17 protein-coding genes are annotated in these 17,761 nt (G+C 60.5%); 13 read left to right on the plus strand and 4 right to left on the minus strand.

Going from position 1 to position 17,761, the window contains the following annotated elements; genetic code table 11:
* The first annotated feature begins 4 nt into the window (after positions 1-4).
* The 5 genes from HHL09_RS06060 to HHL09_RS06080 all read left to right on the plus strand — a co-directional run bounded on the left by HHL09_RS06060 (position 5) and on the right by HHL09_RS06080 (position 9,386).
* On the plus strand, positions 5-778 hold the full coding sequence (locus HHL09_RS06060) for an ABC transporter ATP-binding protein (protein WP_169453674.1): 774 nt from the start codon (positions 5-7) through the stop codon (positions 776-778).
* 37 nt (positions 779-815) lie between these two features.
* On the plus strand, positions 816-1,523 hold the full coding sequence (locus HHL09_RS06065) for an ABC transporter ATP-binding protein (protein ID WP_169453675.1): 708 nt from the start codon (positions 816-818) through the stop codon (positions 1,521-1,523).
* A gap of 62 nt (positions 1,524-1,585) precedes the next feature.
* Positions 1,586-3,622: an ATP-dependent helicase gene (locus HHL09_RS06070; RefSeq protein WP_169453676.1), complete on the plus strand. Its 2,037-nt coding sequence runs from the start codon at positions 1,586-1,588 to the stop codon at positions 3,620-3,622.
* A 322-nt stretch (positions 3,623-3,944) separates the two neighbouring features.
* Positions 3,945-8,297: a LamG-like jellyroll fold domain-containing protein gene (locus tag HHL09_RS06075; protein WP_169453677.1), complete on the plus strand. Its 4,353-nt coding sequence runs from the start codon at positions 3,945-3,947 to the stop codon at positions 8,295-8,297.
* A 114-nt stretch (positions 8,298-8,411) separates the two neighbouring features.
* Positions 8,412-9,386, plus strand: coding sequence for a D-2-hydroxyacid dehydrogenase (locus tag HHL09_RS06080; protein ID WP_169453678.1), 975 nt, complete (start codon positions 8,412-8,414; stop codon positions 9,384-9,386).
* A 27-nt stretch (positions 9,387-9,413) separates the two neighbouring features.
* Here the strand turns inward: HHL09_RS06080 and HHL09_RS06085 are convergent, their stop codons facing one another.
* Entirely contained in the window at positions 9,414-9,854 is a 441-nt protein-coding gene (locus HHL09_RS06085; RefSeq protein ID WP_169453679.1) for a hypothetical protein, read from the minus strand.
* 347 nt (positions 9,855-10,201) lie between these two features.
* Between HHL09_RS06085 and HHL09_RS06090 the strand changes: the two genes are divergently transcribed.
* The 3 genes from HHL09_RS06090 to hflX all read left to right on the plus strand — a co-directional run bounded on the left by HHL09_RS06090 (position 10,202) and on the right by hflX (position 12,392).
* A complete protein-coding gene (locus HHL09_RS06090; RefSeq protein ID WP_169453680.1) occupies positions 10,202-10,615 on the plus strand; it encodes a hypothetical protein in 414 nt (137 codons plus the stop codon).
* Entirely contained in the window at positions 10,599-10,937 is a 339-nt protein-coding gene (locus HHL09_RS06095; protein ID WP_169453681.1) for a hypothetical protein, read from the plus strand. The genes HHL09_RS06090 and HHL09_RS06095 overlap by 17 nt, the downstream gene beginning before the upstream one ends.
* Before the next feature lie 165 nt (positions 10,938-11,102).
* Complete coding sequence (gene hflX / locus HHL09_RS06100) at positions 11,103-12,392, plus strand: GTPase HflX (RefSeq protein ID WP_169453682.1); 1,290 nt, start codon at positions 11,103-11,105, stop codon at positions 12,390-12,392.
* Positions 12,393-12,434: 42 nt separating this feature from the next.
* Here the strand turns inward: hflX and HHL09_RS06105 are convergent, their stop codons facing one another.
* Positions 12,435-12,875 carry a hypothetical protein gene (locus tag HHL09_RS06105; RefSeq protein ID WP_169453683.1) on the minus strand — a complete coding sequence of 147 codons (441 nt, stop codon included), beginning with the start codon at positions 12,873-12,875 and terminating at the stop codon, positions 12,435-12,437.
* An 87-nt stretch (positions 12,876-12,962) separates the two neighbouring features.
* On the opposite strand from HHL09_RS06105, the gene HHL09_RS06110 reads away from it, so the two are divergent.
* From HHL09_RS06110 to HHL09_RS06125, 4 genes are all read left to right on the plus strand, one after another.
* Positions 12,963-13,430 carry a DUF1294 domain-containing protein gene (locus HHL09_RS06110; protein WP_169453684.1) on the plus strand — a complete coding sequence of 156 codons (468 nt, stop codon included), beginning with the start codon at positions 12,963-12,965 and terminating at the stop codon, positions 13,428-13,430.
* A gap of 138 nt (positions 13,431-13,568) precedes the next feature.
* Positions 13,569-14,048, plus strand: a complete 480-nt coding sequence (locus HHL09_RS06115; protein ID WP_169453685.1) for a hypothetical protein — start codon at positions 13,569-13,571, stop codon at positions 14,046-14,048.
* Between the two features lie 43 nt (positions 14,049-14,091).
* Positions 14,092-14,574: a hypothetical protein gene (locus HHL09_RS06120; protein WP_169453686.1), complete on the plus strand. Its 483-nt coding sequence runs from the start codon at positions 14,092-14,094 to the stop codon at positions 14,572-14,574.
* Between the two features lie 123 nt (positions 14,575-14,697).
* Positions 14,698-15,168 (plus strand): hypothetical protein, encoded by a 471-nt coding sequence (locus tag HHL09_RS06125; protein WP_169453687.1) that lies wholly within the window; start codon positions 14,698-14,700, stop codon positions 15,166-15,168.
* A gap of 7 nt (positions 15,169-15,175) precedes the next feature.
* Here HHL09_RS06125 and HHL09_RS06130 read toward each other — a convergent pair whose 3' ends face one another.
* Entirely contained in the window at positions 15,176-16,162 is a 987-nt protein-coding gene (locus tag HHL09_RS06130; protein WP_169453688.1) for a magnesium transporter CorA family protein, read from the minus strand.
* Positions 16,163-16,295: 133 nt separating this feature from the next.
* On the opposite strand from HHL09_RS06130, the gene HHL09_RS06135 reads away from it, so the two are divergent.
* Complete coding sequence (locus HHL09_RS06135) at positions 16,296-16,628, plus strand: hypothetical protein (RefSeq protein WP_169453689.1); 333 nt, start codon at positions 16,296-16,298, stop codon at positions 16,626-16,628.
* Between the two features lie 9 nt (positions 16,629-16,637).
* Here HHL09_RS06135 and HHL09_RS06140 read toward each other — a convergent pair whose 3' ends face one another.
* Complete coding sequence (locus HHL09_RS06140) at positions 16,638-17,669, minus strand: glycosyltransferase (RefSeq protein WP_169453690.1); 1,032 nt, start codon at positions 17,667-17,669, stop codon at positions 16,638-16,640.
* Positions 17,670-17,761: the final 92 nt, after the last annotated feature.

Below are 17,761 nucleotides of genomic sequence, written 5' to 3' on the forward strand. Positions count from 1 at the left end.
AGACATGAGTGCCGGACTCGAACTCAAGGACGTGACCATCCGTTTCGGCGGCCTGAAGGCCGTGAGCGAGCTGAGCTTCTCGGTGGCTCCGGGCGAATTGATCGGGCTGATCGGTCCGAACGGTGCCGGAAAAACGACGGTCTTCAACCTGATCACGGGGGTTTATACGCCGACCTCCGGAAACATCCATTTCGACGGGGTTTCCGTCCCCGGGAAGAAGCCGCATGAGATCACCCGCATGGGGATCGCGCGGACCTTCCAGAACATCCGCCTCTTCTCCTCGCTGAGCGTGCTCGATAACGTCCGCACCGCGATGATGGGCGAATTGAAGCACGGGATCGTGCATTCGCTAACCCGCGGACCTGCGTTCCGGAAACAGGAAGCACTCGTCGAAAAGGAAGCCCTCGAACTGCTTGATATCTTCGGCCTGGCAGATGCGCGGGATAAGAACGCGAAGAGCATGAACTACGGCGACCAGCGCCGTCTTGAAATCGTGCGTGCACTTGCGACCAGACCAAAGCTGCTCCTCTTGGATGAGCCAGCTGCCGGGATGAATCCTTCCGAAAAGGAGGACCTGATGCACCTGATCCGCTTTATCAAGGAGCGCTACAACCTTGCCGTGCTCCTGGTCGAACACGACATGAAGGTGGTGATGGGCATTTGCCAGCGCATCGCCGTGATCGAATATGGCTGCAAGATTGCCGAAGGCACGCCAAAGGAAATCCAGTGTCACCCGAAGGTGATCGAGGCCTACCTGGGAGTTTCTGTCGAAAGTTGAAAGCTTTGGGTTGAGAGTTGAGAGTCAGAAAACAGCCATGCTCGAAGTCGAAAATCTGCACGTTTCCTACGGCTCCATCAAGGCGCTGCACGGCGTCTCCTTGAAGGTTCCCCAAGGAAGCATCGTGACTTTGATCGGGGCAAATGGAGCAGGCAAGTCGACCACTCTTCGCGCGCTGTCGGGTCTGGTGAAGTCGAACTCCGGAACGATCCGCTATGATGGCGATGAGATCACCCGGCTGGCTCCGCACAAGATCGTCTCACGCCGCCTCTGCCATGTGCCGGAGGGACGCATGGTTTTCGCAAACTTGACCGTCCACGAAAACCTCGTGATGGGCGCTTACCTACAGAAGGACAAGGCGTGGATCGCGAAGCAGACGGAATACGTGTTTCACCTTTTCCCTCGCCTGAAGGAACGGGAGAACCAAGCCGCGGGGACCATGTCCGGCGGTGAGCAACAGATGCTGGCAATCGGCCGGGCGCTGCTGGGCAATCCGAAGTTCCTGATGCTGGACGAGCCCTCGCTGGGGATCGCGCCGCTGCTGGTGAAGGCGATTTTCGAACGGATCGTGGAGATCAACAAGGAGCAAGGGCTCACAATCTTGCTGGTGGAGCAGAACGCGAATCTGGCTCTCGACATCTCCAGCTACGGCTATGTTCTGGAAACGGGCTCCGTTTTGCTCGAAGGCCCCTCCGCGGACCTGAAGGCAAATCCGAAAGTGCAGGAGGCTTATCTGGGAGGCTGAGGCTCTCACCCGGAAAACCCTGCCCTTGATCCATTCCAGGAATCCGCGAAGCTTTCCGCCACATGGCGCGCGAGTATACGCTGCACCGGCGGGCAGCCGGACCTTCCTCAGGAATCGATTACCGGGCGGAGCTGAATGACGAGCAATTCGCCGCCGTCACTTCTCCTCCGGGAGCAGCTCTCGTCATCGCGGGTGCGGGCTCCGGGAAAACGCGCACCCTCACTTACCGGGTGGCCTACCTGCTGGACCACGACGTGGAGGCCCGGAACATCCTGCTGCTGACCTTCACCAACAAGGCAGCCCGGGAGATGACCGAGCGCGTCCGCCATCTGGTCCCCCACGATGTTTCCGCGCTATGGAGCGGGACCTTTCACTCGATCGGTAACCGGATCCTCCGCCGCCACGCCGAGGTGCTGGGCTTCACCAAATCCTTTTCGATCCTCGATCGTGACGACCAGAAGTCGCTGCTCACCGGGGTGATCGCGTCGCTGGAGATCGATACAAAGATCCGCCGTTTCCCAAAGCCGGACGTGCTCGCGACGATGTTCAGCCTAGTGGAAAACACCGGCGAGTCCTTGGAAAGCATCATCCGCCATCGCTACCCTTACTTCGAGGAATGGCAGTCTGAGATCCACCGTGCGCAGGCGGGCTATGCCAAGCGGAAGAAGGACACGAACTCGATGGATTTCGATGACCTTCTCGTTCTCACTCTGAGACTTTTCCAGCAGGACGAAGAGTTGCTCGGACTCTACCGCAAGCGCTTCCGCCACATCCTTGTCGATGAGTATCAGGACACCAACGCCGTGCAGAGCGAGTTGATCGATCTGCTCGCCGGTGGCGGTGCCAGCGTCATGGCCGTGGGCGACGACGCACAATCCATCTACTCTTGGCGCGGGGCGGACATGGGGAATATCCTTTCCTTCCCCGAGCGCCACGCCGGCTGCCACGTCCACAAGATCGAGACCAACTACCGCAGCGTTCCCGAGATCCTCGATCTCTCCAATGCCGCGATCCGTGCAAACCGGGCGCGCTTCGACAAGGACCTGCGCTCCGCCCGCGAGCAACTGGGGGTGAAGCCGGCACTGGTTCCCCTCGAAGATCCTGCCACGCAGGCATCCTTTGTCGCCCAGCGGATGCTGGAGCTTCGCGACGAGGGGATCCCGCTTGAGGAAATGGCGGTGCTTTACCGCGCCCATTTCCAATCGCTGGAGATCCAGATGGAGCTGACCACGCGTGGCATCCCCTTCGCGATCACCAGCGGCCTGCGCTTCTTCGAGCAAGCGCACATCAAGGACGTGGCCGCCTTCCTGCGCTTCGTCACGAACCGCCGGGACGAGACCAGCTTCAAGCGGATCGCCCTGCTCATGCCGGGGATCGGAGCTGCAGGTGCCGACAAGCTATGGCGGGACTGGGTCAAAAGCGGCTGGGCGGAGAAGGATGAGGTCCCCGCTTGGAGTGAGGTGCTTTCCGGCATGAAGCCACCGAAGAAAGCCGCCAAGCACTGGGAGCAATTTGGCTACATCCTCGACGAGCTCACTCCGAACGGGGAGTTCGCCCGGCCGCCGGACATGATCTTCAGCGTGCTGGAGGGGATGTACGATGACCACCTGCGCGCCAGCTACGACAACTACGAAAACCGGCGTAGCGACATCGAGCAATTGATGACTTACGGGGCCAATTTCGAGGACGTGCTCGATTTCCTCTCCCAGCTTTCGCTACTCAGTGCCGCCGATGGAGAACCGACCGGCGACCGGGCGGAGAAGGATGACGAGAAAGTCACCCTGTCCTCCATCCATCAGGCGAAAGGGCTGGAGTGGAAGGTCGTCTTCGTGATCTGGCTGGCAGACGGGCAATTCCCGAACGGCCGGATTCTGGAAGCGGACGATCCCGACCAACTGGAAGAGGAACGGCGCCTATTCTATGTCGCAATAACCCGCGCCAAGGATGAGCTCTATCTAACTTATCCGCTTATTAATCCCAAATCCTATACCGGAGATATCATTCAGCGCCCCTCGCGCTTTCTGGATGATTTCCCCCGCCAGCTGGTTGAGGAGTGGCGGATCACTCCCGAATGGGGAAACCCGGACGACCCGTTCTAAAACGAATGTTTTTTGGAAGGGAGATTGGGCGTGTGACATTTTCGCCCGCAAATCGGCCTGTGTATTAGGCTTTGGTTTTCTGTGTTTCTGTGGATTTACGTAATTTAGCGTAGAAATCTGCTCTCGTTTTAATCATTTTGAAACACGTTTGATTTTAAAGGAGTTCCAAGGAAACGACGTCATTTGTTTTGAATCTCGTTGCGAGTTGGCAGATCGAACATTAGCGGTGCGGAAACTGGACCCGTAACTATCGTATTCCTCCCAAGAGGCAGATAGGCGGAGCCCGGTTTTTTTAACCCCGATCAACCCTATTAATCCGTAAATGAACCCATCCCTAGTGGGACGACTGTCCCCAGGTATTGCCGCCGTATTGTTCGGTGGCCTCGCCCTGCGATCCGGCGCTGTTGACGTTGCCGGGTCCCTGCTCATCGATCTCGAAGCTGCTGACTACAATGCTGCCGACGGCCAGTGGCCGCAGCACAGCCTCACCGGCATCCAAGGATCATTCCTCAAGAACGGCACGCCCCGCCTTCAGACCATCGGCGGCGCGCCGGCACTCGTCCTGGACGGTGACGGTGACTTCCTTACCGGTCCGCTGACGACCAATGCACTTCATGCTCCCGGTGCCACGCACTCGGTGGAGTATTGGGTCTACCAAGGCCAAATCCGTGCAGAGGAGTGTGTGCTCTCCTGGAGCTATCGTGACGGTGGAGCCCGCACCATGGCCGGCTTCCGCTACGGTTCCAATCCCGACTGGGGCGCGGTCGCCCGCTGGGACACTCCGGACGCCGGTTTCGCAGCCCCGCACCTTGGTGGCCCCGCCGTGGGAATCTGGCACCACATCGTGGTGACCTATGATGGCAATGTCCAAAAGATCTACGTCGACGGTGCGCTGAACTACACCGAAACCGCAGGTGTTCTGGATGCCTTCGACTCGCAGCCGATCTACGTGGGCTCGGAGCGTGCCTTCGCCGCGCCGCACAATGACTCGGGCACGGGACGCCAATTTTCCGGAGCGGTCGGCAAGATCCGCGTCCACAGCGGCGTGCTCACCGACGCCAATGTCCTGAACAACTATAACGCCGAGATCGGCGGATATCCGGGCAACGCTCCCGGAGTGGCTCTGAGCAAGGCCCCGGTTCACCGCTGGTCCTTCAACAACGCTGCGGGTGCGGCTCCGAATGGCACGGTCGTTCCGGACAGCATCGGTGGCCTTGAAGCGGTCGTGCGTGGTTCCAATGCCACCTTTGTCGCCGGCACCGGCGCGGGCAACAACGTGATCCAGCTTCCCGGCGGCACCGCTGATACGGACCCGGCCTACGTGGACCTGCCAAACGGCATCATTTCGAACGGCAACCGCACCACCATCGAGTTCTGGGCTACTCAGACTTCGAACAAGACCTGGTCGCGCATGCTGAGCTTCGGCCGCAACAGCGCGGGTGAAGTCCCCGGCCCGGGCGGAAGCTTCAATGGCGACAACCACGCCGGCATCGTCCTCTACGGCAACATCGACAACGCCGCATCCAACCGCATCCATCGCCGCGGAGGCACGATGTCGAATGGTGCGGACTTCCGCAATTCGGATGGCAGCGTGGTGCTCAACCAGCAGTTCCACTACGCGATCACCTTTGATCCCGATCTTGGCGAGTGGCGTTGGTACCGCGACGGACTCCTGATGGAAGTGCTGCCCGAAACGCAGGGCCCGCGCTCCGTCCAAGACATCAACAACTGGCTGGGACGCTCCGAATACTCCGGCGACCAGTTCTTCAACGGTAGCTTCGACGAGCTCCGCATCTACAACTACACGCTGAGCGAGACCGAAATCCGTGGCAACACGGCCGCCGGCCCGAACACGCTGAACATCGGCACGCAGCCGTCCGTTTTCCAATGGACGCCGAGCACCGGTGGCACCTTCGCTTTCAACAGCAATGCAAACTGGGGCGGCAGTGCCTTCCCGGATGCAGCAGGTGTCTTCGCCAACATGGCGAAGAATCTGGACGGAGATCAGATCGTGACCCTGAACACCCAGGCCACGGTGGGCTCGCTGACCTTCGGCGATACCGACTTCACGCAGTTCGTGACCATCGCCCCCGGCACGGGTGGATCGCTGGAAATGAACGCCGGAGCTGGAAACACCGCCTCCATCACGCATTCCGGGGGCAGCCTCGGTGGCGAGATCTCGGCACCTATCCTGCTGACCAGCGATACCTCGGTGGCAAATGCGGCGACCGATAGCCCCTTGCTCATCTCTGGCTCCCTGAGCGGCTCCGCCAAGCTGGCGAAAGACGGCACGGGCCCGCTAAAGCTCACCGGTAACAACTCCGGCTTCACCGGCGGACTTGAGATCAACCGCGGTGTTGTGACTGTCGGCGATGCCGCCACCAGCGGCACGCTCGGCTCCGGTCCGATCACCATGCGGAACGAAGGCACGCTTGCCATCGACCGCAGCGACAACGTCACCTTCAGCCAGACCATCACGGGTCCAGGCCTGTTGACCCTGGTGGGAACCAACACGCTCACGAATACCGGCACGATCAGCAACACCGGCAACCTGGACATTCCAAACGGCACCTTCATCAACGATGGTGTCATCAACGGAACCCAAGCGGTGCGTATCGACGGAACCGGCATCTTCCGCGGCAACTCCACGGCGACCATCAACGGTTGGACAGCCTGGGGTTATCTCGATGGCGCAGACATCACGGTTCAGGACAATGCCTCCATCGTGATCAACGGCCAAGGTGACTTCAACGTGGCCGACGTGGGCACGGGCAGCACGATCCTGCGGATGACCGGTGGCTCGCTCACGGCAACCACGATGTACGTCGGCAAGAACCTGTCGAATAGCGGCTTCATCCTTCAGAGCGGTGGCACGATCACCGATCGCACCGGTGGCAATGACAACCGTATCGGCGGCAACAACGCGGCGGGCGCCGCTTCTACAGGCGCCTATGTGATGTCGGGAGGGGAACTTGCCACCAACACCAACCTCCAAATCGGCGGCTTCGGCACCGGCAGCTTCCTCCAGACGGGTGGCACGGTGAATAGCACCGGCGGATGGACGGTCGCCGCACGCTACATGAACGTGGGTGATACGACCACCCGGGCAAAGGGACTGATCGATATCTCCGGCGGTGTGCACAACCAGAACTTCACTGGCGGCGGTGTGCTCGTCGGCGAAGAAGGGGATGGCGTATTGGAAGTCCGCGGCACCGGCACCCTGAACGTGGCCAACCGCCTCGTGATTGGTGGCCGCGATGGCGATCCGCTCCTAGGTGCCACCGAATATGGTTACGGCGTGGCGAACCTCGCCACCGGCGGCACCATCAGCACCGGCTTCGTAGCCCAGGACAGCTCGAACAACGGCCAGCCTTACGGCGTGTTCAACTTCCATGGCGGCACCCTGAAGGCCAACCGCGACACGACCACCTTCATGGAAGGTCTCGATGAAGTGCGTATCTGGCAACAAGGCGCGGTGATCGATACCAACGGGTTCAACGTGACCGTCCTCCAGCCGCTGGATCCACCGGCTGGCAGCGGCGTGGCGACGATCCCAGTCACCAATGGCGGTTCGGGTTACACGGCTCCACCGATCATCCGCATCTCCAGCGATCCAATCAACGCAACCGGTACCGGCGCTACCGCCGTGGCCGTGATCAATGCCAGCGGCACCGTGACCGGCATCACCATCACCAACCCCGGCAGCGGCTACACCCAGGTGCCGACGGTGACCGTGGTGGGTGAAGCCAGCGGTAGCGGCCTGACCCTCGGAACTCCGACCCTCGCGGTGAACAACACCAGCGGCGGCCTGATCAAGAAGGGCGCGGGAGCGCTTCGCCTGAACGGCTTCAACACCTACACCGGCAATACGGTGGTTGAAGGCGGCGGCATCGGCGGCAACGGCTACATCGACAGCAACATCAGTTTCGCTCCGAACTCGAACGGCTACTTCGCCGCCCGAATCACGAACGATCCGATTCCAACGGCAGACAAGCTGACGCTGCTCGGCACCCTCAACCTGACCAACGCTTCGTTGCAGGTGGAGATCACCGGCGCGATGACTGCTCCGGCCTATGTCATCGCCAACTACGAGGAAGGCGCGCTGGTAGGCACCTTCAGCTCCACCAACCTGCCTCCGGGCTGGGAAGTGGACTACGCCTACGATGATGGCTTCTCCACGAAGAACATCGCGATCGTGCCGGGTGACATGACGCCGTATGATTCTTGGATCTCGGGCTTCTTCCCGGGAGAAACGGATCCCGCGATCGTCGGAGCCACCTCCGATCCGGACGGTGACGGCCAGTCGAACTCGCTTGAGTTCGCGCTGGGTGGAACGCCCAACAGCGGTGGCGATCGTGCGAAGGTCTACAGCTTCGCAGCCGATAGCTCCGCCGATGGCGACACCACCAAGGAACTGGTCCTGACCTTCGCAGTGCTGCAGGGAACGCCAGCCTTCGAGGGCGATCCGTCTCCGACGGCCTCGGTCGCCGGTTACACCTACACGGTTCAAGGAAGCACCGACCTCAGCGGCTTCAACACCGCCGCGGTCCCGGTGACACCTGTCGTCACCGACCTGGGAGATGCCCCGTCTGGCTACGAATGGCGTTCGTTCTCGCTCACCGGCTCGAACGGCACTCCGGCCAAGGGCTTCCTGCGAGTCCAAGTCACTCCCTAACGGAGCTTAAATAGGGTTGGCCCCGGCTGTTTGGGCAGCCGGGGCCTTTTTTTTGTTCATTTCCGATAGTCGGCGGTGCTTGCCGTTCGGGAGATGGGGTGGATGGTCGGAAGGATGTCCACGCTGAAGGTTTTCACCGATCTCCAAACTTCTCCCGAGCTGATCGATTGGCTCCGCGAAAGCATAGCTCCACACGAACTTCTCCTGCCGGGAAAGACCGGCGCCTCCGTTCTGGCGGACGTGCCCACCGATCCTCTGATGCAGGAAGCGGATATCGTTCTGGGGCAACCGCGCGTGGATGCCGTCCTGTCCTCACAGAACCTGAAGTGGCTGCAAGTGAGCACGGCCGGCTTCACCCGCTACGACACGCAGGACTTCCGCGCCGCGGTGAAGGACCGGGGTATCCCGGTGACCAACAGCTCGCATGTCTATGACGATGCCTGTGCCGAGCACGTCTTCGCCTTCATGCTGGCAAATGCCCGCCAGCTTCCCCGCGGCCTGAAGACCCGCTGTGCGAACGGAGCACCGGAGTGGCTGGAGCTCCGCCGCGACAGCCGCCTGCTCCAAGGACAATCCCTCCTCATCGTCGGCTATGGGGCGATCGCGGAAAGGCTGATCGAACTTCTGGCCCCGTTCCGGATGAAGATCACCGCCATGCGGCGTACCCGCCGCGGGGACGAAAAGGTTCCGATCGTCACACCGGACGAAGTTTCCGCAGCTCTGGGTGAAGCGGATCACGTGATCAATATCCTGCCGGACAACGCCGAGTCCCTTCGCTGGTTCAATGCGGAGCGCTTTGCCCAAATGAAGCAGGGTGCCATCTTCCATAACATCGGTCGCGGAACGACCGTGAACCAGGAAGCACTCGCCGAAGCCCTGCAATCCGGCCGACTCGGTGCGGCTTGGCTCGACGTGACGGATCCGGAACCGCTGCCGGATGATCACGTGCTCTGGACCTTGGAGAACTGCTACATCACCCCGCACACCGCGGGTGGCCAGTTCGATGAAGCACGGGTGCTCATCCGTCACTTCATCGAAAACTTCGCCCGCTATCAGGCCGGCGAGAAGCTGGTGAACCAAGTGATGTAAAGGTGACGCCGACAACGACGTCCGGGTTCACTTTTCAGGCTTCAGGGCCTTCTTGAGATCCCGGACGGTCTTGTTGTCCTGCTTATAGGCATCGTAGTTCAGCGAAGTGATCAGCTTCTCTGCGGAAGCATCGGTGACTGCGATCTTCGGGATGAATTTCCCGGCCTCCAGGCCCTTCTTCACGGCGTCGGGCAGCGTCGGCCAGATCGTGGGGGTGGAAGGCGAGTCGACGTAAACGATCACGGCCTTCGACTTCGTGGCATCGAGGAATTCGTCCGCCGCCCCTTGGCAGAGCGGGCAGGTGGTATTCTTATCAGTGTAGATAAAGGCGAGCGGCTTCTTCGCGGCAGCCGCCTCGGCCTTGGCCTTGTCGAGGTCCTTCAGTTGAAAGGTCCCGCGGGGGAATTCCTGCTCGGCATGCGCGGACACCGAAAGCCCGAGAAGGGCGAGGAGGGTAAACGGTTTCATCGCGGGCCTGATATCGAGCAGCGGTGCCGAGAGCAAGGCCCCGATGCAGGCGAAGGGGGGCCCCAAGAGACCAGTGTAAAATTATTCACATCCCTCTTGGGGGCATTGTGTCCGTTTTTGCGAATATTCAAGGCGACCAGAAAGCACACTGAGTGTCCCTTTTCAGGTATCCTAGGCTCACCCGAAGCCTTCTACCGGGCGCAAAATCGGCCATCTCGCTAAGATCCACGAAGTATCAAGACTGCCGTCTGATTGGTGGAACTTATCTATTGGATTACCTTGGAAGTCCGGCATCACTATTTAATAACCTCTTGCTCAACGACTTACGATTGTGCTTTTCTAACGGCATGACGTTTCCCCCCGATGTCCTGCCCATCGCTTCGATCAGCGCGATGCGGCCAGTATTCATGATCGTGATGGGAGCCTTCCTGCTCCTGACCACTTGGCGGATGACCCGCGGCACCAGCGGCTGGGCTCCACGCATCCTGATCTCAGGCGCCCTGCTGCTCGCGATCGGCTACGCCGTAGTGATGCCGCTGTATCAAGCGGGCGTCCTGATTCCCCTCTCCCAAATCGGCGTCTCCTCCGCCGACGCCGCCTCCGCGCTTGGATGGCATGTGGTGAAGACGGTTTCGATGAATGGCGGCTGGCTGGTCTTCGGACTCGGTCTGGCAATGCACGCCGGGATTTTCGAAACCGAGAAATCCACCGCTCCCGTCGAAGCTCCCTCCTCCTCCCCAGTTCATGGACGCCCTGCTTAAGGTATTTGTCACCAACGGTTATTTGATGGACGCGCTCGGGGTTATCGGCCTCGGACTGCTGGGCCTCGCCGCCGTTCGGCTTTCGCAACGCTATCGTTCCTGGGGTGGATCCCTGCTCGCGAGCGGCGCGATGCTGCTCCTCTTAGGCCGTCTGTGGGTGCTTGTGACGCCACAGGTCATGACCCCGGAGCTGTCGGCGCAGCTCGGTACTACCGTCACCGAGATCATCTCCCTCGCTCCCTTCGCCATGCTGACCGCCGGTCTCGCGGGCGTGGTATGGGGCCTCTGGGGCCATGAACAATGGCTGCGGGCTGAACGCTAACCCAAAAAGCTTTTCCCCCGGATAGGGCGGCGCTCGTCACTCGTTGGCGGGCGCCGCCCGCTTTTTTCCGGGCGGCAGTGGACCCCCGCAGGCAAGAATCCTCCGATTTGCGCGCTACTTTCCCCTTCGCACACGGGCCCGGCCCGGTACACCTTCCCTCCACAGATGTTCGAAGTCCGTGAGAAGCCCCAGATGGTCGAGCGCGCGCTGCTGGTGCGCCTCTATTTCGACCCGCGTGAAGCTGAGGAGTCGGAGGCTCTCCTTGAGGAGTTGGGCGAGCTCGTATCCACGCTCGGCATCGGCATCGTGGAGAAGATCCTAGTCCGCAGCCGGGAGATGCACAAAAAGTTCCTCTGCGGCACCGGCAAGGCCGCGGAGATCGCAGAGCTGGCCAAAGCCCACGAGTGCGATTGCCTGGTCTTCGACAACCAGCTCGCCCCTTCCCAGCAGCGTGAATGGGAACGCGCTGCCGACATGACGGTGCTAGATCGCGAGGAAGTGATTCTCGATATTTTCGCCAAACGCGCGCAAACTAAGGAAGCGCGCCTCCAGGTCGAACTCGCCCGCATGCAATACGCCCTACCACGCCTCGCCCGGATGTGGGGTCACCTTGACCGCGAGGGCGGCTCTGGCGGTGGCATGGGCGGCGGTGCTGCCCGCGGCATGGGCGAAAAGCAGATCGAGGTGGACCGCCGGATGGCCAATGTGCGGATCGACCGTGCCCGCCGCGAGTTGGAGGAAGTCCGGAAGCAGCGCGCGACCCAGCGGAAGGAGCGGGAGAAAATGGAAACGCCGCACGCTGCCATCGTGGGCTACACCAACGCCGGCAAATCCACCCTGCTCAACAAGCTCAGCGGCGCCGATGTGATGGCGAAAGACATGCTCTTCGCCACGCTGGACACCACGACCCGCAAGATCGAGCTACCCGACGGGCAGCCGCTGCTGATCACCGATACCGTAGGCTTCGTGCGGAACCTGCCCCACCGTCTGGTGGAAGCCTTCAAGGCCACCTTGGAAGAGGCCGTGCTCGCGGATTTCCTCATCCACGTGTTGGATGCCACCTCGCCGGAAATCGAGAGGTTCCACGAGACCACCCTGAAGGTGCTGGGTGAGCTTGGTGCGGTGGACAAGACCACGATCACGGTGCTGAACAAGATCGACCTGGTGACGGATCCGGACCGGCTCGGAGCGTTGCGACAGCTCTATCCGGAAGCGCTGCAGATCTCGGCCTTCAACGGGCTCGGCATGGAAGCACTGCTTCAGAGGTGCTCCGAAGTACTGGCCGATCGCGTGCGACGCCATCGCTACCGGATTCCCCAAAGCCGCGCCGACCTGCTCGGCATGCTCCATCGCGATGCGAAGGTGCTTTCCACCGACTACGAGGAAAATGACATCCTCGTCACAGCCGTGGTTCCCGCCGCCATCGCCGGGAGATTGGAGCCCTTTGCGGTCTGAATCCTGCTCGAGCTCACTCTTGCACGACGTTCATCGTCACCTTCAACTCGCCGTCGCTAAACAGCGGATAGCTTGGCTACCATGGTAGCCAAGCTGCGTGGCGAAAATCCGGAGAGGCAAGATCGTGTTGCTCTCGCCACTGGGGCTTCGCAACTGCGTCAGATCACTGACATCGACCTCAAGCATCGCCGGGCGCCCGGAAGAATGCTCGCCCTTCTCGTAAGCCAGATTGATCTCGGCATTCACTGACCAACGGCTTCCATCCGCAAACCTCAAGCGGGTCGTTCCATTGAAGTCCTTCAGGTTATCAACGTCCCCTTGAATCGTCCCTTTTGCCGCCAAGGCATCTCCCTCCATAACAATGATCTCGATCTTCAAGGCGGAAGCGAAGGAGTGAAGCTCCGGAGGCACGTCGCGCTGGGCAAGCGCCGGGAGACCGAGGGAAACAAGACAGAGCGACAGGATGACAGGTTTCGGATTCATGGGATAGAGCACTGAAATCCATGTTAGGACGTCCTCCCGCTCCGGCTTATTCATTGATAGGCCACGCGTAGCCATCATTCTCCTCCCGTGTCTCGTCCAAGAACCAGCCCTCAAGAACGTCGCACCCGGCATCAAACCCGGCAACGCGATGCAGGCGCACCTCGTCGCCCGCGGCGCAGGATCTTCCGCTGGTTCTTCTTTGGATGCTTCCTTGTGGTGGACATCCTCGCCCTCGTGAAGCTGGCGCTGAATACCGATTGGATCGCCGTCGGTCTCGGATTCGGCGTGATTTCCTTCATCACCACCGCCGTTTACAAGGACGACAAGGGTGGAGCGCAAATAGGCGCATGGCGGACATCTGAAACCCTGCTCCACCTGCTGGAAATCGCAGGAGGATGGCCGGCTGCGTTCCTCGCCCAGCAGCGCTACCGCCATAAGACGGTGAAGTTCTCCTACCAGTTCTTCTTCTGGAGCATCGGGCTGCTGCACCTCGTCCTGGCCACTTGCTACCTTCTCGGCCTGCCTCTGATCCGTTCGCTTCTCGCCCTAGCCTGAGCCGGTGATTCCTTCCATCGGGCAAATTGCGATTCGTAATTTCGCGAGGCGAGGACCCGGGATGCGAACAAGGGCTTGAATGTTAGATCAAGAGTTCCCAAATAGCTTCGCGTGACGCTGCCCGCGCATTTCAGCACCATGAGGCAACCTGCCCTCTGGCTCTTGGTCGCAAGCCTATCCATCATTGTCGCCATGCTGCTACTTGGTGGCTGGGGCCAACCCATGGGAAAGGTCTTCATTTATGTCTCCGCCTGCCTTTCCTTGCTGGCGGGAGTCTCCCTGGTGCCCGGCCTGTCGAGGCTCTCCGTAGGAGAAGACGGCATCACGCTTCGCACGCTCCTCTGGCGCCAGCATCTGCGCTGGGAAAATCTCCAGCGTTTCACGCTGCTCGATTTCGACGATACCGGCATCGGCCTCACGCCCTCCTGGGCGAGATACTCGATCGGCTATGTGGTGAATGAAGAACAGCTCAAGGTGACCCCCAGGCTCTACCGGAGATTCCACGAGTTCTACGGCTGCCATGGATCGCTGCCGCCCGTGGACAAGATGCCGGTGTCAGACTTGCTGCTGCTGTTGAACAGGGCGCTCTCAACTTCGCGCCAGCGCGAAGAAGGTTGAGAAAATCGCCAAGGAACTTCCGGGTCCGGGTTCTCATCTTTTGATGAAACTCCTCTCCTTTCCGATACCGGCAAGATCCATCGCCACAGCAGCGGCACTTGCCTTCCTCCCGACTCCCTCTGCGTCTGCCCTCAGCCTCAATCGGGAGTCTCCCGAGATCCATTTCCCTGCGAACTACGACATCAAGCGCAAGGAAAGCATCTCCTCGGTAATCGCGTCCGAAAAGTTCCGCTATCTCGGCGGCCTTACGAGTTTCTGGGAACCGGAGTGGAGCACCACCTTGGTCTACGAGGGAGATGTCAAATCGCTGAACGAATTTCTTGCCGGACTCTGGCGAGTGGAAGGTCTCCACGTCCGCGTGACCTTTTCATCCGATCTCTCCGCGGAGACGGGCTCTGCCCTGAAGGCGGGAAGCTGGTGGCTTGTTTATAGCCATACAATGCCGGATACCGTCACGGTCCGTCTCAATCTGGCTGCGGAAACGTTCAAGGGCGACACTTTGGAATTGCTGCTGCCCAAGCCCTGACGCGGCACTTCGTTCATTCACGTCTGAACCCGATCCATGGCCATTTGCGCTTTGGAGTTTTCGAGCGATGGTTCGCGTGGACCCCACCGGAGCGCTGTGATGAATCCCGTTCTTCACTTCAACATGATGACACGCCGATCGCGTGCCGGATTGTTCTTCTGCCTCATGACCATGGGGCTCGTTCTTCTGCTGGGTCAGACAGATGAAACCTGGGGCCGCTGGCTCGCCTATCTCGCCACCTGTGCGGCGATGGTCTTCACCATCCAGCAGCTTCCGGGCACGTCCCGCATCAGCCTTGACCCGGACGGGATCTCGATCCTTTCGCCCTTTTGGCGTCAGCGCCTCGATTGGAGAAATCTCCGGGCTTTCGTTTTGGTCGATTTTGGCGGCGGCATCGCGGGGGGGCCTGAGAACTGTCGCATCGGATATTTGTTTGGTGATGAACAACGCGAAGCCACGCCCGAGATGAGCCTGAAAGTCTTCGCCCCGCTGGGCTGCCATGGACTGCTACCGCAAATCGATGGCGTGGCTCCGGATCAGATGGTCCGCCTGCTCAACGGAGTCCTCGTTGCAAGGAACTCCGCGAAAAAATAAGATACGCTCACAGCCAGCCCTTCCGGCGACAAAACCAATAGGGCAGCAGTACCGAAGCGATCATCAGGACGATCGCATAAGGATAGCCCCAATGCAGCTTCAACTCGGGCATGAATTCGAAGTTCATCCCGTAAATGCTCGCCACCAAGGTCGGGGGCAGGAAGATCACCGCGGCCACCGTGAAGATCTTTACGATCGAATTTTGCTCGATGTTGATCAGGCCCAAGGTGGCATCGAGCATGAAACTGATCTTTGAAGAGAGGAATCCCGCGAACTCGGAAAGCGAATGCAAGTCCCGAGAGACCGGCTTGAGGCGCGGGTAAAGGGCACTCACCCGCGAACCGCCTTCCCCGCTCTCAAAATCGTCTTGGGAGGCATACTGGACCAAGCGCGACAGGCCTACGATACAGTCCCGCTCGCGTGCGATCAGGTCCCCGCTCCGGCCTAGCCGGAAGATGGCTTCACGCAAGTTGTCTTCCGACTCTTTCGCCCGCGGCAGCCGCCTGAAAATGCGAGCCGAGAGTTCTTCCGTTTCCTTGGAAAGACGTTCGAGAAGATCGGCTTGTCGACCGACAATCGATTCGATCAGGTTCAGGAAAATCTGGTCGCGGCTTGCCAGATGGCGCCGGGAAAACTGGGTCGATACTTGTCGGAAACTCTGCAAGTCCGCATCGCGGATGGTCACCAGATAAGGACCGGCGAAGATGAAGGTGATCTCGGTGGAAACCGGCGCATCACTTTCCGCTCCGGCCAGCAAGGGCGATGTCATGAAGCGGGCTCCATCCTCACAATAGAGCCGGCTGGTGGCCTCGATCTCGCGCATCTCTTCCCGTGTCGGCAGGGAGATGCCGAGCCATCGCTCCACAGCCTTCACCTCCCCCGGTACAGGGCGTACCATATCGATCCAGATCGTCCCCTTGGGCAGTGCCACCGGGAGCTCACCCTCGGCTTCCGGCTCTTCGCTCGCGGGAGATGGGAAGAGAGTGATCGGCACGCGGCGAAGCTAAGCTGCGGATAGGCGATGTCCAGCGGCGCAAGGTGACGGAGCGGGAAAAATGACACTGCCCGACACTCTCCGGGTGGCGGCCCGATTGACCGGAGAGAGCGCAGGCCCTTAAATCAATTTCATGACCCTCAGTAGGCTCCTCTCTGGCTTGACCGCGACTACGCCGCTGCTCATGGCGAGCTGTGTTAGCGTCGTTGACCTTTCCTCTCGTGAAGCATCGACCTGCGAAGTCCACAAGACCCGGATGGAAGTTGAAACGGTCCGGGGCTCCACGGGATATCCCGGCTATGTTCCGGGCTATATCGAGGTGATGGAGCAGGAGTTCCCCCACCATCGCGGACAGCGCCTGTTGGGAGCGGAATATCCGGCGGTCAAGGTGGAGCAAGTGAAAGTGCACGTATGCTCCGAGTGTGACGAAGCTTACCGGACCTATTGGGCTGAGAGGAATAGCTAGGACAGGGAACTAGGCCCGCAGTACTTTCTCATAGAGCGCGATTACCTTCGCAGTCATCGCGTCGAGCGTGACCTCGGTGGCCACGAGCGCGAAGGACGGCTCAAGTCGTGCCCTCAGATCCGCCGGCTCCGCGAGTGCCATCTTCAAGCCGCGCACGAGCTCCGGGACCGAGTGGGTTTCCATGAGGGCTTCTTTGGGCAGGAACTCCGGAGCGAAGCCGACCTTCGTCGAGATGCTGGGCACCCGCATGTGAAGCGCCTCCGCCAAAGTATAAGGACCGCCCTCATTCCGGGAAGCCACGATGAAAAGATCCGAGCAGCCCATCAGGCCGACGGCATCATCGCGATGGCCTGCCATCCACACCCGATCGCGCAGTTGGTGGCGATCGAGCAACTGCTCCAACAGTGGACGCTGAATCCCCTCCCCCACCAGCCACAGCTTGAAGCCTGGCACCTGCGCCATCGCCTCCAGCAGGAGGTCCATGCCCTTTGCTTCGACCAAGCGGCCCACGGTGGAGAAGACCGGCTCCGCCCCGCCGAGAAAGGGGGGATTCGTCGCCGCGGCCGCTTCCTTGGTTCCCGGGGGAGGCGGCGCGATCGAATTCCAGATCACATTCGCCGGGATGCCGCCTAGGGAATCCCGGACCTGGGCGGAAGCGGTGATCACCGCGTCGTAGTCGAGGAAGGGGCGGGAGCTCCGTTTGATGTTCTGGACGGTGGCGACACGCTTGATACCCGGCAGGAAACCTCGCAGCGCGCGGACCATGGAGCCCGCCTTGTTCGCATGGGCATGGACGATCTGCGGCTTGGTAGAAAGAATCCTTCTCCGCAGCGCGAGGAGATTGAAGGGATTCAGCCGCCCGCCACCCATTGGATGAGCGATGAAATCCACCGCCGGTTCGAAATACTGGCGCATCGACTCGTCCGCAACGGCGCTGACGGCATGGCCGAGGAGGGCCTGCCGGTTGGCGAGTTCAATGACGTTTTTTTCAAGACCGCCCTTTTCGCCAACACTGGCGAGGACGTGGCAGACACGGATCACGAGGTGGAGTTTCGGATGCGAAGCCGGAACTGGGAAGTGCGAAGTGGCCCGGCGGGGACGCCTCGGCTTGGCGCGCTGTTCCCCATTGCCAG

This window comes from Luteolibacter luteus, assembly GCF_012913485.1.
GTDB classification, from domain to species: Bacteria; Verrucomicrobiota; Verrucomicrobiia; order Verrucomicrobiales; family Akkermansiaceae; genus Haloferula; species Haloferula lutea.